Here is a 15,725-nt window from a genome sequence, read left to right on the forward strand (position 1 = left end):
TCTTTCAACGTGGCAATAGTAGATTGAGTCATACCAGGCATCCATGGGCAAACGAGGTTGCCTTAGATCCTATGGCTTCTTAATCCTCTGTTTGATAATTATTAAGAAACGTGTGCGTTCGCCCTAAAACTCAATCGCCTTGATCGAGCCCAGCCTTACCTAGATGCTATGCTTGAAGGCTTCATCAATGGAGAAGATTACGAATATGCTCGATTGATCGCTGCATACGAACAGATGAACCAACCTGCGATCGCAGATCAACTCTTCACCAAAACCTGGGAGTCCGTTAAAGATTCACTGTACGACAACGAAATTCCATTTTTAAAGGCCTATTTTCAGGCAGGTGGAAATCCCGATCGCGTTTTTCAGACTTTGCAACAGGATACGGTTGATCGACAATTTCAACATCTCCTCACCGTTGCAGGCGAATATCGCAAACGGAATCAGTCTCAGGCAAGAACCGAGGCAATTGAGCAATTCATTCGAGTGGCGGTTCAAATAGAAAATCGTAATGCAGTCTATTTGCTGTGGCAAACGACAGAAAACGGCTACGTACCTGAAGCAAAAGTAGCGATGGAACGTCTCATTCCCCTAAACAAGATTGAGGCAGGATTTAGACTGGTGACACTGGCAACCCAATTCGAGCTTCTAGACCAGATTGAACCGCTCATCCAGCGATTGCTCGCAACCAACCCTGAAGCACGGATTGACTTACTTCAAGAGCTTGCCATTGCCTACGCTCAAACTTCTAATCCTGATCGGGCTGTTGCGATCGCAGAACGCATTCCCCGCAAATATCCTAACTATTCTCCTGCCATTGCCACGCTAGCCCAGATTGCGACCACGCTTCACAGCAACGGACAACCGGCCCAGGCTGAATCGGTATTTGCCAAAACTGCATCGATTGCGGCGGGTATTCAGGAACTCGATACCCGTGCCACCGCTTATGGTGCGATCGCCGTTGCCCAAAACCAAATAGGTCAAACTGATGCGGCTGAGGCTTCCCGTCAGTTAGCGGTGAGATGGGCCAAATCGGCCCCCAACTATCCCAATGCTGTTTTGTCGTCGGTGGTGCAGCAGTTCCTTGATGACAATCAACTCCCCCCCGCCTGGGCAACCTTCCAAGAGATCGGGCCAGAAGCACTTCAAGAAACCAATATTGACAACCTGGTCATTACTGCGCTGTCTGTTGGCGATTTAACCATTGCTCAACAGGCTGTCTCTCTTATTGACCAGTACCATGCACCGCGCAGTTTTCCCTTTATTGTCCCGCGTTTGATCCGAGCCTACTTAGGTCGAGGCCAAACCCAGGAATCTATCCTCCTCCTCGACCGCACCGCAAGCATTCTGATCGACCTTCCAGAACAGGAGCGATCGCCAGATGATGTGGAGCAAATTGTGCGCCTTTATGCCCAAACGGGGCAAATTGACCAGGCTCAAAACTTAATTGATCATTATCCCTACGCAGCTCAAGAAGGTTATGCAATTCGCAAACAGCAACTGCAAACCCATCTCGACTGCTATCGACCAGACGAAAACCTCGTGCTCTATCCCATCAATCCACGCTTTGATCTCTATCCAACAGCAAGAGAACGTTAAAACACCCAAGACTTCACCGTGAATAAACAGTATAACTGACTCTCAAGAGTTTGTTTCCGAAACACTTTGGAGCCAGAAAATTCGCTTGTCTACAAACACGATAACTCAGGGAATTTAACAGAACTTTCTAAAGAGTTACTTGCTCTCGTTCGGCTCAGAAGCTATGTTATACGGTGCGCCTACTTATTTCTGGACTGTTTCCAGTGCGTCATCTCTTCATCAATGAAGTGATTAACTAAATCCTGGTACATCTTTTCAATTGCATCTGCACTTAACCCTTCCTCATCTGCCCAAACTCGACGTTGCTGTAACATTGCTTTTAATCTTTCAGGTGCTTTGACAGTATTTTCACTTGTCTTGAATTTAGAGGCGGCTTTGACGTATGCAAAACGCTGACCAAGTAGTGCAATAACTTGATGATCCAACCGATCGATTTCGGCTCGAATGTCCGCCATACTTTCACATTGATTAGGTATTTTCATGATTAAACTGCTTAAGAGCCGTAAAACATCAATTGTCCCAACTAGGCATAATGGGGTTTCCCAAACTTTGGGGGAGACTGAACTCAAAGCCCCAGAATATAGCCCAAAGGACATTCAAGAAAGGGGGTTTGGGGGCTTTTGCGAGAAAGCCAAACGCCTGATCTTCTTCTTATTTTTTATAAAGACTGGGCTAACCCCCAATTCTGAGGGCCTTATTGCTGTACCAACGCCAACGATGGGTCACAAAGCTGTATGGGGAATACCCTAGCTAGCGAGATTAAATCGCTGGAGCTTGGCATCTAGCAGTTTGGGCAGTGCCTTTTGCAGGGCAGATTTGTTAGTAAATTCCAGCTTATGCTGGGCGGCGATGTCAAAGGGAAATTGCCCTGGCAGGTCGTCGCGTTCCATCTGGGCCACGATCAGCTGTTCGGGTCGTTTGGCGTTGAGGGCATACCCTAGCTCGACACAGACGCTGGGGTTGGGCAGCAGCAGGGGCCGGTCGCTGTCGGCGGCTAAAATCGGGGTGGCGTCGGCGATAAACAGCAGGCTACGACGGATATGGCGCATCAGGGTGCTGTTGAGCCGAACAGGCCCCTGGCTGAGGCGGTGGGATTCCACTAGCTGGATGGGTAGGCGGGCGCGGCGATTAAATTTTTCGATGTAAGGTTCAAGGGCTGCCCGGAGCAGATCGCTGGATTCGGGGTATTCCTCTTGGTAGCAAAGGAATATGACGGGGTCGAGGTTGGCTAGGGAGTCGGCTTTGGCAAAGTAGATTTCATGGCTGATTAGGTCTATGTTTGCGATCGCATAGGTCCCACTCCCCTCCACATAAAACTCCACCGCGTCCCCTTCCAGATAGCGCTGGAACCACTCCGCTTCCCGCACTTCGTCGATATCGTCCAAAAAGTCAGCCCGCAGTGCCGACTTCAGCAAGCTGTTCTTGGCCAGCCGCAGATCGTGGGGCCGTTTTTCCAGCTCCCGAACCGGTTCATAATCCTGGAGATACCAAGCCTTCAGCGCTATTATCGCCATCCTACATACCCTGTCTTAAAGTTTGAAACAGTTCAGGTCTAAAGTAGTCCATTTCTAGCATGACTTACGCTGTCCGCACAGTTCTTAAACAATTTTGCTATCCCTGATGATCTAGCCTAAACGGGTACCAAGAGAAAGCGATCTGCGAATGACTGAATGATATAGTCGGAAAAAGACTGGCCCGTAAATTGTTCAGCATGGCGTAGGCCACCGGTGCTAAAAACATTGATTTCGATCAGCTGATCCCCAATAAAGTCTAAACCGACTAGGGCAAGGCCATCCTGAACAAGCTTGGGGCCAATGGCAGTAACAACGTTGTTCATGGCGTCCGTAATCATAGCGGGTTGGGCGTGACCGCCAGCATGGAGATTGCTGCGAAAGTCTCCTGGTGCAGGAACACGTCGAATGGCAGCGGCATGACCGTGGAGTTGCAGGATTTTGCCGTTAAATACAACAACCCGAGTATCGCCCGCAGCCGCACCTGGAATACAACGCTGGACCATCACCAAACCTTGACGTAAAATCACGTCAATGATTTGGTTGAGATTGTTATCCTCGGCTGAGGAAACGACAAACACATCGCTGCCTCGGGTTCCCTGTAATGGTTTCAGGACAGCGGGGCCCCGCAGGTTGTGGATGAACTCCAAAATTTCTAACCGATTTTGGCTCACCAGCGTTTTCGGCCGGGTAAATTCGGGCAGCTCCAACAGATATAGCTTTGTTGCCGCTCGCATCAGGCCGTTGGGCTGATTGACCACAGCAACACCGCTATCTTGGCAGCGACGGGCTATGGCTAGGGCAAAGTGGTGGGCGGGGGTGCGATCGCAATCCCGCGCCGGGTTCGTCCGCATTAACAATAAATCCGTATCCAGCAGTGGCATTGCCACCGGCGGCGTCTCCACAATCGCCCGCATAAGATCTGCCAAGTTCCCAGTCTGGTGGGTCAACCGCCTCACCTGCCCCCAGGGTTGACCATCGGCACGGCAGGCCAAACCACCCACATCAACGATTCCCACTCGGTGCCCCTGGGCCACCGCCGCACCGATCAGCATCGCCGTTGTTTGAGTCGGCTGAATATCCTGGGCATTATTCACCAAAACCGTAATCTGCATCTGTTCAGCTCGTCCTACTGCACCGCTAAATGTTCTAACGAAGGAGCCTTCGACGCCGTATCTTCAATCCACCGATAAAATGGATGGTCATTCGGCGTTGCGATCGCCCCCAAATTCAAAATCCTAGACCCAGTCTGAGCCACAGGATTCACACTTTTGCCAATCACAATGCCATCATAGGGTGCCCGATATTCACAAATTACTTGCCCAAAGATATCCCGCTGTTGGGCAATCACATCATTAGCCTGAACCAAATCCGTCGGTTTAGGTAAAACTTTTAACAGCCCCCCATGATCCGCATAGAGCCAGATGGACTGCTCACACAGCACAGGGAGAGGTCCTTTACCTAACGGACGACGCGGTAGCATACCAATGTCCGACATCACTCGGCGCACGCCACTGAGGGATGCCTTAATATGCCGCGACTGAAACACCTGGGGATCTCCAATCTCAACCGTAATCGAGGGAATCCCCATTTCCATGGCCGCTCCCCGCAGGGTGCGATCTGACGGTGAGTTATGCAAAATAATTTGCGGTCGCTGGAGATAGGCCATATTAGCCGTCACCTCATGGGTCATATCAGCCCGCACATAAAGAGAATTGACGTTGCCAAAACTAGCCGTATGCAAATCAATCAAATACTCAAACCGGCGAACAATGCGCTCTAAAAACCGATGGGCATAGATTTCAGCAATATTGCCGTTGGCCTTACCTGGCATGACATGGTTCATGTCCGTACGATCGTCAAAGGTACGCTCATTGTTGAGATAGGCAGGCACATTCACCACGATTACCCCAACAATGGTGCCCCGTAGAGCCTGTAGATCTAAAGTCTCAAACAGGCGATGAATCACAGAAATACCATTCAGTTCATTGCCATGGAGGACGGCGGTTAGGCCCAGCACAGGGCCTGGATGGTTCCCCCGCCCCACCATCACCGGTAGCCGCAATGACCGTCCCAAACCATCATTAATCAAATCAACCATGAGTTTTGAGCATGTGCCTTGGGGCCAATGGTCCAAATCCAACTCATTCACCACATAGGCACCGGGAAAGTCTAAAGACTGACGGCTACTCATGGATTACTCCTTGTATCGACATCAATATTCTCTTATTCACTACAGATATCGTCTACAAAGGCTGGATCTGGGTTGAGGGAGGAAAACAGGCGACGTCGAAACCCTCCCTTTTGCGTGATTAATTTCTGCGCCATTTTATCAATGGCAATCATCGATAGCACCGTTTGCAAATACCCCTCAATCAGATCATCCAAACCAATGCCCAACTGGTTAAAATCCCGGCTATCCATCAGCATTAACCGCTCTGATTGACTACCCCAAGAACCATCCCCATGCTTCACCGAGAGGTTGGTGCCCAGCATATCCCAAGACGGCGTCGTCCCATCGAGTTCGGCGGTCAACGGCTCACGGGCTCGACGGGCATAAATGGCCACTGGATAAGAGCCACTGACACCCACTCCAATCATCATGCGGAGATCGGCAACATAAATATTTTTCCGTCGATCGGGCAACGTCCCCAAATGGTAAAACCGCCCCTTCTTAGTCTGGGAACTCCACCCCGAATTCCCCACCAGACTTTGGACAATAAACCGATCAAAGCGAAAGTCAATGGCCATAAATTCCGCTAACTCTTGCTCATTGGTTATGGTATATACTCCTTGTCCAGCATTACTGTAGGGGTCTTTAACCACCGCAATCCCCCCCATGCGCTCGACCCATAAAGGCACCTCATTTTTGGCCACATCCCAGATCGTCTCAGGGGTGCGGATCACAAGGCCGGTGGATTGCAGCTCAGCATTGTAAAAGTCATAGGCTTTGGCAGCCATTAGCTTATTGCGGCCACCGCTAAGACAGACCAGCACCGGATTCAAAATTGCTGTGCGGCTGAGGGTGGGAATCCGGGTCCAGGGCCGTTGGGTGACATAGCGAAAAGCTGCACGAATTGGCACCCAGTCGCCATGGGGAGTACAAATTTCTAGGACGCCTTCCACAAAACGGGTCGGCAAGTTTTCATCGTCCTGAAAACAGGGCACCCACCAGACGGATTCCCCCGTAATATCTGCCAACATTGCGGCATAGCCTGAGGTCTCCATTTCATTTTTGTCATAGAGAACGGCTAACTCTCCCTTGGGCAGGCGTCGTCGCTTTGAAATCGGCAGAAATGTTTGTTCTAACAGGGTGCGGTAACCGCTTTGCTCCTGGGCATCATCCCCAAAGGGCATCGACTTTTGCCCCGATGGACAAGAATTGGTCTCAATCACAATAATTTGCCGCACCCCGTCATCGGTGGTAGCGGGGAACAGATCCGCACCGCCCCAAAGAAAATATTTGTTAGTATGGGCCAACACATCCCGCACCGCTTGGGGATCGACCTCAGGATGCAGGTGGATATAGCGCTCAGCGATGCGTTCATTCCCAAGGCCAAAAAAGTGTTGCACCATGGGATGAATCCGAGCATTTAAAACGCGGGGATAAAAGTGCGTCGAGGTCTCAAAGCTGTCAGGAGAGACCTGCACCACCGATCTTAAATTGTTCAAAGTATGCGAATTCACTTGAAACGTAGGAACCTAATGATAGAGCTTCGGGTATCGGCTAATTCCATTAACCTTAATGATTCTTAGCGATATACCATCGGCTCTGTTTAATATACCGACCAGCGTATTAGATAGAGATGATTGAACGCAGCCACGGGATAAACCCTTTAAAAGTGCAACACCCAACCGTCTTCCTGAGGAACATCCTTTCCTTTAGTTCGCTATGATGCGGAGATGAATCCTATGTTGTTGTTAACTGCCCTTTGAGCATCTTACGCAACAACTAGACCATGGCTCCCAACCTAACAGCGATAGGATGTATCAGCTTGACCCATTGGGTGTTGGTTTAAACGAGACAGACCAATATGCAACAGCTTTACCTCTTTTACCTTGTTTTCTCTAGCTGTTTAATCTGCCAGGGAAGCGATATCATTCGCTTCAATGCCAATATAGATCATATGTGTTGGGGATCAGGGATTTGTAGACTAAAGTTTACGATCCCCGAGAGTGAAGGGCTCGTGCTTTAGGCTGGGTTGGGATCAACTCAACGTCCTCTTTGTAAAGGCTTCCTAGCTTTTCTCCTGGGGGCAATTGGTTCTTTTGAGGGAAGTTACATCAGGGCATTACAACAGAATTTATAGAAGTTAAGTAAAGATTGAAAATTTTGGTTAACGCTTAGCTTCTTTTGTTTTTTTTATGTATAGGAACGATGGGAATGGGTAGGGCAATTTCTGGTACGTTGGCTATCGATGGGAGTGGGTGAAATGCTATGGGTGGAGTCGTTGCGGCGGGCCATGAACAGACGGCAGCGGCGGCTGTGGAGATGCTGAACCAAGGGGGCAATGCCTTTGATGCGGCGGTGGCGGGGGTGCTGGCTTCCTGTGTGGCGGAGTCGGTGTTGACCTCCTTGGCGGGGGGTGGCTTTTTGCTGGCCCACACGGGGGTAGGGGAGTCGGTGCTGTTTGATTTTTTTTCCCAAACACCGGCCAGTAAAGCGCTGGCCCATCCGCTGGATTTTTATCCGATCCATGCTGATTTTGGGGATGCGGTGCAGGAGTTTCACATTGGCCTAGGGGCGATGGCGGTGCCGGGGGTACTCAAGGGGCTGGTGCATGTGCATCGCAGCCTGGGACGGTTGCCACTGAAGTGGGTGGTGGAGCCTGCGATCGCACTGGCCCGCCAGGGCGTCATCGTCAATGATTTTTTTGCCTATGTCTATGGGCTGCTGCGACCAATTTTGCTGGCGACGGCTGGTTCTCGGGCGATCTATGCGCCTGATGGTGAGCTTTTGCAGGCGGGGGATCGGTTGTACATGCCAGATTTTGCCGATGCCCTGGAGCGGTTGGTCAGCCAAGGAGAAGGGGCCTTTTGGCAGGATATGGCCGATCAAATCACCCAGACCCAAGGGGGCTATTTGACCGCTGCGGACTTTGCCAACTATCAAGTGATCGAGCGTCAGCCCCTGTGTCTGGACTACCATGGCACCCAGCTGCTGACCAATCCTCCCCCCAGTGCGGGTGGGGGCTTGATTGCTTGTTCCTTGGCCCTATTGGCGGACTGTCGGTTGGCGGACCACGGCAGTCCTGACCATCTGTTAGCCCTGAGTCAGGCGATGCGGCTGACCAATATGGCCCGCTGCGATGGTTACGATGCCCGAATCCATCAGCCTCGGGTGGCGGAGGAGTTTTTGTCGGCGGGGCATTTGGGGAAGTATCGAGCGGTTTTGGGGGATGCGATCGCATCCCTCTCATCGGCCATCACCAATAAACTAGGCAGCACCACCCACCTCAGCGTCATCGACGACGACGGCAATGCCGCCAGTGTTACCACCTCCAATGGCGAAGGCTCCTCCTATGTCATCCCCGGTACCGGCATCATGGTGAATAACATGCTGGGGGAAGAAGACCTCAACCCCCACGGCTTCCATCAGTGGCCCCCCAACCAGCGCATGTCATCCATGATGGCCCCCACCATGGTGCTGCGGGATGGTCGCCCCTACCTGGTGTTAGGGTCCGGTGGTTCCAACCGCATTCGCACCGCCATTTTGCAGGTAATTTCCAACCTAGTGGACTTTGACATGCCCCTAGAAGCGGCGGTAGCCGCACCGCGGATCCACTGGGAAAATCAGGTATTTCATCTAGAACCAGGCTTTGACCAGGCCGCCCTAGGGCCGATCATGGGCAGCGCCAATCCCGTGTGGTGGCAGGCCCAAAACATGTTCTTTGGCGGTGTCCATGCCGTGGGTGTGGATGTCAACGGTTGCCTGCACGGAGCAGGAGATAGCCGCCGCAGGGGAGCGGTTGCTGTGGCACAATAAATAACCGCTGTTAGCCACTGTCGGCTGTAAATTAGCCACTGTAGATTAATGGCTATGTCCAATGACTATAGATCACTGTTTTAGACTGTCTAGTATGGTCGTGTCAGGCTCAAAGGTATAAGCTCCCCATGGATAATCGTCGTTACCACATCACCACGTTTGGTTGCCAGATGAACAAAGCCGACTCCGAGCGGATGGCAGGCATCCTCGACGACATGGGCATGACCTGGATTGAGGACCCATTTGCCGCCGATTTGGTGGTCTACAACACCTGCACCATCCGCGACCACGCCGAGAGCAAGGTTTACTCCTATTTGGGCAAACAGACCAAACGTAAACACACCAACCCCAACCTCACCCTAGTAGTGGCCGGATGTGTGGCCCAACAAGAAGGGGAAGCCCTGCTGCGTCGGGTGCCCGAACTGGACCTGGTGATGGGGCCGCAACATGCCAACCGTCTAGGGGATTTGCTGGAGCAGGTCTTTGACGGCAACCAGGTGGTGGCCACCGAGCCGATCCATATTATGGAAGACATCACCAAGCCCCGCCGAGATAGCAAAATCTCTGCCTGGGTGAACGTAATCTATGGCTGCAATGAGCGTTGCACCTACTGTGTCGTTCCTGGGGTGCGCGGTGTCGAACAATCCCGGACCCCAGAGGCGATTCGGGCTGAAATGGAACAGTTGGGACAACAGGGCTATAAAGAAGTCACCCTGCTGGGCCAGAATATTGACGCCTACGGTCGGGATTTACCCGGCATTACCGCAGAAGGTCGCCGCCAAAATACCCTCACCGATCTACTGTACTACGTCCACGATGTACCCGGCATTGAGCGGATTCGCTTTGCCACCAGTCACCCCCGCTACTTTACAAAGCGGCTGATCAAAGCCTGTGCCGAAATGCCTAAAGTCTGTGAGCATTTCCACATTCCCTTCCAGTCCGGTGATAACGATGTGCTCAAGGCCATGGCCCGGGGCTACACCCATGAGAAATATCGCCGCATTATCGACAAAGTTCGACATTATGTGCCCGATGCCGCCATCAGTGGCGATGCCATTGTCGGCTTTCCCGGTGAAACAGAAGCCCAGTTTCAAAACACCCTCCAGCTCATGGAGGACATCGGCTTTGACATGGTCAACACCGCCGCCTATTCCCCTCGGCCCAATACCCCCGCCGCCCTGTGGGATAGCCAGGTAGACGAGGCCACTAAGAAAGATCGTCTGCAGCGCATTAACCATCTCGTCTCGAGGCAGGCGGCCGAACGCTCCCAGCGCTATCTCCACCGGATTGAATCCGTCATGGTAGAAGATGTCAGCCCCAAAGATCCACAGCAGGTAATGGGCCGCACCCGCACTAACCGCCTCACCTTCTGCCCCGGCGACATCAACGAACTCAAGGGCAAAATTATTGACGTCAAAATTACTGAAATTCGTCCCTTTAGCCTTACTGGCGAGAGGGTTGAGGCGTTGGTTGGGGCTTAACCCAGCGGCGCAAACTTTGTTTGAAACGTGATCCCACCATGCTCCCGCGTGTTTATCTTTGGCCATGATCCGTGGGCTTCGCCAGCCTTGGACGAGCAGGGCTGTAAACGCCATTGGCGACGATAGTCAAGTATGAGAATGGCTGATGTTCACCCGTTCGATGTGACGAACCTAAATCAGGGGCATCCTAGAAATTAATCACCATCGTTGCAAATTGAGGAATTGAGATCATGGCAGACACAGCAACTATCCTGCCTGCCCAATTACATCACCGTAACTACACGCTGATCCATGCGCCTACTCAGTTGCATCGATTGGGGATGGCACCTAGGTTTGAGCAACGGTGGAGGCAGGCTCATAGTCAAATCTTAGGGCTGGCGGACCAATGCCATCGGTTAGCGGTGAATGGCTTGACGGTATATCAAGGGGGAAGCAATCCCGGTGAGTTTCAAATTCATCAAAATGTGAATATGGCCAATCTTGAGTCCTTGATGGCAACAGCGCCCCTACCAGAACAGCTGACTTTAGCCCCCATACTACAAACTGTTCTTGACCGTTATTTTGCTGAGAAAGCAACCGGGCAACAACCCAAGAATGGCGAGATAATTATCATTTTGATTGATCATGAGCCGACGGATCGGTTAGCCATTGCCAAGCAAATTGTAGCGGCCTCGCAAAAGTTGGATCATAACGATGAACTTGGCATTGGCTGGTTGCAGGTGGGGGATGATTATATTACTAAAGGCTTTCTGGCCACCCTAGATGATAACCTGCGCCAAAAAGGAGCCAAGTTTGACATTGTTGATCACAAGCCAATTCAGCAAATTTCTGCTAGTGAGCCCACCCGTTTTCTAATGGATGTGTTGAAGGATTAGGGTCGACAAAAGAGAATGGATCCAAAAGCCATAAAAAAGCCATATTGATCGGATCTAAGGTTAGCCCCCTGCTCAATATGGCTAGGTTTAAATTCATGGTGTCCATAGCCCTATCAATGCCCTTGTTAGGGAGGCATTTTGCTATGGTTGCCTGCATCTATTCGTAGATCCAGCCCTGAGCGCAGGATTCCCAGCTAGCTAGCTCGCCCTCGGAGAACCAGAGGGCGATTTCTGTCTGGGCTGTTTCGATGGCATCGGAACCGTGGATAATATTGCGGCCAATGGTAACGCCGTAGTCACCACGAATAGTGCCAGGGGGTGAGCTGATGGGGTTGGTGGCACCGATCAGGGTGCGGGCAGAGCCGACGACGCCTTCACCTTCCCAAACCATGGCAACCACGGGGCTAGACGTAATGAAGTCCACTAAGCCACCAAAGAAGGGACGCTCTTTGTGGACGCCATAGTGCTTTTCTGCCAACTCACGGGGGACGGCCATGAATTTCATGCCCACCAGGTTAAATCCTTTGGTTTCAAACCGGCTGATGATATCGCCGATCAGACCGCGCTGAACACCATCGGGCTTGATCATAATGAAAGTGCGTTCCACAGTTTTACTCCTAACAATACGTTTATTGAGTTTATGAGGACACCGAGCGATTAAGCTTGATCGCAATCGGTGCAATCTACACTCTGTAATAGAGCCAGATCTAGGGTATATCCCTTTGCGGTCATTTTACGTATCGCTCCTTTAAAAATCCGGTATCCAGGACAAATTTAGGGCCAGTATCCATCTAGCAATGGTGTGTATCCTAAACGACACCCCTGGATGCGCTCAATCTTCTCACATCCAGGCAGGGAAGTAGATCTTTCCAATTTGTATGGCTTACATGGTGGTATGGCAAATGCTGAATACGTTCAGCCACTGCCCATGGAGGCTAATTAAGGCTTGCAGTGCTCCCCATGGGTAACAACCATGTACACATCTATATAATTTCAGTTGGATTGTCCTGGATTATGGCCGGTAATAGTAGGGTGGATGATTGTTGCCGCTCAGGTTTTTGGATAATTGATTAAACCTAGATATTCCCATGATGACGTTGATATTGTTGTCCTGTAAATCTAACCTGTCCTGACTTAGAAAGGGGAACAATCAGGTATACATCTGAATCATTCGTATCCTAGGGAAAGCAAAGCTGAGACGTGGCTATATTTTCCTTGAATCTATAATTTCTTATTCCATTTATGAGTTTTCCGAAGCTGCCAACCTTGGTTCAAACAGACTTAGATCAGCCTTCGGATACTGTTTCTCCTATTCTTCGACCAAATCTGTATCAAAGGTTGTTGAGGTTGTTTCATCTCAACTCATTTGGTGGACGACTATTTTGGCTAATTATCCTGAGCACCCTGGGAGGGATGGGGGGGATGGCTTGTTTCTTTAGTGAACTGCTAAAAGGGCAGGCAGAAGAACAGGTGCGTAGTAGCTTGGCTGGCAAGGTTAATGAGATCGCATCCGTTGCAGAAATAGCAGAAACCCTGGCCTATGGTTTGGGGGTGAGTGCGACTACACTCCATGAACGTCAGGCCCAGTATGCAGATACGTATCGAGAAATTGTTCTACAGTTATTTGAACGGCGGCCAGAATTTGTGGTCGGGTTGGGCTTAGGCCAGAGCGAAAATGGCATCATCGTTGACCAATCCTGGATGTTTCCATACTATTCAGCGATCCTGCAACAGGACAATACTGCCTTTAATCAGGACGCCATTCGCTACGAGGATTTGGCCGATGACAAGGGCGAGTTTTATCCGCAAAGTCAGCGTTATCAGTCATATTTTTTACCCCAGATCAGTATATGGACTGAACCTTATGAAGGACCAGACAATAACCGTTTGTTGACTTACTATTTACCCATGTTTGGCAACGAGGGGGAATGGTTAGGTACCACCCTGGTGGATATTGACGGCAATTACTTGAATCGGTTGTTGGACGATGCGGTGTTTCGTCGCGCCGGACACTTTCTTTTGATAACCAGTTCAGGCATGGTGATTGCAGATCCCACTGATGCATACAATCAGCCAGGTACCCAGAGAGATATTGAGGAACTTAGGAGGCTGTGGGAAAAGGGCGTTGGCGGAACAGGTTTTTTACGGAGCGCAACTGGCTACTGGGCCTATAATACTGTCCCTGGACAGGACTGGATTCTATTAGGTTTTGTGCCCTATAGTGCTGTCTATGACCGAATTTTTACGATTACGGCGGTGACAACAACTTTGGTCATGGCGGCATTGACAATAATTCTTTTTCTGGCGATTAGTAAACTTAATCGTCGGCTTAAACCCATTTTGCTCCAGTGCAACCAACTGCCAATCAATGATTCTAAAAAAAATAACTTTAATCTGCTGGCAGAGTGGCATCACCAGGATGAGTTGGATCGGCTATCCCTGTGCTTTTTCAAAATTTTGGAGCAACTAAATGAAAATGATGAAACCATCCTTTACTACAAGCAAGCCCTCAGTCAGGAAACCCAACATACTAACCAGGTGATTGAGCAGGTTTTAGAACTGACCACTCGCGTTGACAATGAAGCCAGGGAGCAACAGGTCCTGATTCAGGAGGTTCAGAACCGTTTGACTGATAAAGATGATCAGTCTGTGGATATTCACATCGATGCGCTTTCTACCATGGAACGGGCCCTGGATGGAGACCTGAGACGGTTGTCAGCCGATGTAAATGCTACAGAACTATTTACTTCGGTTGAGGCCTATCTGGCGAATCTGTCAGTTGCCATAGACAATGGTGCTGTGCCCAACGGTACTCATCTTCAGGTGCTGATGGCAAGGCTAACTACCGATATCGCTCACCTCAAAGCCCATGAGCAAAAGCAGCAAACTACTCTTAAAAAGTTGAATTATCAGACTAGCAATATCCTTCAAGCCGGACAGACTGCCCTCAGTAGCTCTCGATCCATGTTTTCTTTGGTCAATTCCATCATGGAAACCCTATTCAGGTTAGAGGCCATTTCCTCCAACCTGAATAGCCAGGTGAAATTTATATCAGAAATGATTTTGGTGAATCTAGAGCAGAGAAGGAAACGGGAATGATTGCGCTGGTCAGAGTAAGCTACATGTTGACTCAGGGTAGTTGTTACGAATGTCTTGTATGACTTTGTTGTGTCCATGGCTCGGACGGACGCATTTAGTTGGCAGCCATTCAGTTGACTGAGCTAATGACATGGGCCATTAAATCAGGGACCAGAGCTCTTTGCCTAGGGAAATGATCCAGGCGGCGATCAGGCTGGCCCAAATGCTCAGTTCTAGTTTGGATCGCTGGGCGATGGCCCGCCCCCTGTCTGTCCAGGAATTAAGTTTGAAGTTTGACCACCAAAATTTAATGTGGTTTTTCCAAAGTTTGGGGCTATCTTGTGGCCGAAATTTGCTAGTTAGCATGGAGCGAAGAAAGGGAATGCCCCCTACTTTGGCATTCATCAGTAGATGTAGTGCGATCGCAACCACCATCACCCCCCAGGAAATCAAATGAACGTAGTACCAGAAATGATCCAGTTCTCCCTGGGGTAGCCATTGATCATCCATCATTTTGCCGCTAAATAGGGCAAAGGTGAGGGCCAGCAGGGTGGCCGTATTGGTCATCCGGCTAAGGATGTGCCACCAAATCGGTCTACCCACCTGAGCTGTCAACTTAAGGGCCTCGTCGGGTGCCATCAATCGTTGTTGTCCCCGATGAAACGAATACAGGACCAAAGCAGGAAAGATTAAGAGCGTGTACAGGCCAAAGGTGCCATGGACCCCTTCAATCTCCTCATATTTCGGCAGGGGTAACGTGCCCCAGCGGCCATCGTAGGTGTTATAGGTCCAGAATGCACTTAAAAGTGCCATTACTAGGAACAGCGCCGTAACACCATGCAAAATTCTCAGGAGTAAGGGTTGGTAGGGCTGAGTAGACTTCATAAATCGTTTTTAGATATACTTTACAGGGGCAAACACTCTGGCTACGGACATTTCTGTTGAAGTTTTGTCGATCTATCGGCGAGATTTTTAAATCTTTAATGAGCCAATGGTGAAGTTGATGCTAAGTCACCTTGATATTTGCTGATTTCCTGGGTGAAGTTTTGCAGAAATGATCGGTGAAGTTTTGTAACTACTCAGGCTGGGGTAGGAGAGTTATAGGGTTTCCAGAGAACAATCCCATGAGGGCATCCAGAACGTTATGCCCCTGTTTGCGTAGAGTGGATAGGTAACCGCGAATACGGCAGAACAT

Annotated in this window: 12 protein-coding genes; 5 read left to right on the forward strand and 7 right to left on the reverse strand. The window is 50.3% G+C overall.

What is annotated here, in order from left to right; translation table 11 throughout:
• Window positions 1-168 precede the first annotated feature (168 nt).
• Window positions 169-1,599 carry a tetratricopeptide repeat protein gene (locus VB741_RS13050; RefSeq protein WP_323365622.1) on the forward strand — a complete coding sequence of 477 codons (1,431 nt, stop codon included), beginning with the start codon at window positions 169-171 and terminating at the stop codon, window positions 1,597-1,599.
• Between the two features lie 179 nt (window positions 1,600-1,778).
• On the opposite strand, the gene VB741_RS13055 is transcribed toward VB741_RS13050, so the two are convergent.
• The 5 genes from VB741_RS13055 to VB741_RS13075 all read right to left on the reverse strand — a co-directional run bounded on the left by VB741_RS13055 (window position 1,779) and on the right by VB741_RS13075 (window position 6,782).
• On the reverse strand, window positions 1,779-2,081 hold the full coding sequence (locus tag VB741_RS13055; RefSeq protein WP_323365623.1) for an isochorismate lyase: 303 nt from the start codon (window positions 2,079-2,081) through the stop codon (window positions 1,779-1,781).
• A gap of 264 nt (window positions 2,082-2,345) precedes the next feature.
• Window positions 2,346-3,113: a hypothetical protein gene (locus VB741_RS13060; RefSeq protein WP_323365624.1), complete on the reverse strand. Its 768-nt coding sequence runs from the start codon at window positions 3,111-3,113 to the stop codon at window positions 2,346-2,348.
• Window positions 3,114-3,229: 116 nt separating this feature from the next.
• Window positions 3,230-4,225 carry a hypothetical protein gene (locus VB741_RS13065; protein WP_323365625.1) on the reverse strand — a complete coding sequence of 332 codons (996 nt, stop codon included), beginning with the start codon at window positions 4,223-4,225 and terminating at the stop codon, window positions 3,230-3,232.
• Window positions 4,226-4,239: 14 nt separating this feature from the next.
• A complete protein-coding gene (locus VB741_RS13070; protein ID WP_323365626.1) occupies window positions 4,240-5,304 on the reverse strand; it encodes a succinylglutamate desuccinylase/aspartoacylase family protein in 1,065 nt (354 codons plus the stop codon).
• Window positions 5,305-5,336: 32 nt separating this feature from the next.
• Complete coding sequence (locus VB741_RS13075) at window positions 5,337-6,782, reverse strand: hypothetical protein (RefSeq protein WP_323365627.1); 1,446 nt, start codon at window positions 6,780-6,782, stop codon at window positions 5,337-5,339.
• Window positions 6,783-7,548: 766 nt separating this feature from the next.
• On the opposite strand from VB741_RS13075, the gene ggt reads away from it, so the two are divergent.
• The 3 genes from ggt to VB741_RS13090 all read left to right on the forward strand — a co-directional run bounded on the left by ggt (window position 7,549) and on the right by VB741_RS13090 (window position 11,452).
• Window positions 7,549-9,096 carry a gamma-glutamyltransferase gene (gene ggt, locus VB741_RS13080; RefSeq protein ID WP_323365628.1) on the forward strand — a complete coding sequence of 516 codons (1,548 nt, stop codon included), beginning with the start codon at window positions 7,549-7,551 and terminating at the stop codon, window positions 9,094-9,096.
• A gap of 128 nt (window positions 9,097-9,224) precedes the next feature.
• A complete protein-coding gene (miaB, locus tag VB741_RS13085) occupies window positions 9,225-10,577 on the forward strand; it encodes a tRNA (N6-isopentenyl adenosine(37)-C2)-methylthiotransferase MiaB (protein WP_323365629.1) in 1,353 nt (450 codons plus the stop codon).
• Window positions 10,578-10,807: 230 nt separating this feature from the next.
• A complete protein-coding gene (locus tag VB741_RS13090; protein WP_323365630.1) occupies window positions 10,808-11,452 on the forward strand; it encodes a hypothetical protein in 645 nt (214 codons plus the stop codon).
• A gap of 157 nt (window positions 11,453-11,609) precedes the next feature.
• Here the strand turns inward: VB741_RS13090 and ndk are convergent, their stop codons facing one another.
• On the reverse strand, window positions 11,610-12,059 hold the full coding sequence (ndk, locus tag VB741_RS13095) for a nucleoside-diphosphate kinase (RefSeq protein WP_323365631.1): 450 nt from the start codon (window positions 12,057-12,059) through the stop codon (window positions 11,610-11,612).
• Window positions 12,060-12,694: 635 nt separating this feature from the next.
• Here ndk and VB741_RS13100 point away from each other — a divergent pair.
• Window positions 12,695-14,551: a cache domain-containing protein gene (locus VB741_RS13100; RefSeq protein ID WP_323365632.1), complete on the forward strand. Its 1,857-nt coding sequence runs from the start codon at window positions 12,695-12,697 to the stop codon at window positions 14,549-14,551.
• Window positions 14,552-14,689: 138 nt separating this feature from the next.
• Here VB741_RS13100 and VB741_RS13105 read toward each other — a convergent pair whose 3' ends face one another.
• Window positions 14,690-15,415 (reverse strand): cytochrome b/b6 domain-containing protein, encoded by a 726-nt coding sequence (locus VB741_RS13105; RefSeq protein WP_323365633.1) that lies wholly within the window; start codon window positions 15,413-15,415, stop codon window positions 14,690-14,692.
• Between the last annotated feature and the right edge of the window lie 310 nt (window positions 15,416-15,725).

Source organism: Leptothoe sp. PORK10 BA2 (assembly GCF_034932105.1).
Lineage (GTDB): Bacteria > Cyanobacteriota > Cyanobacteriia > Phormidesmidales > Phormidesmidaceae > Leptothoe.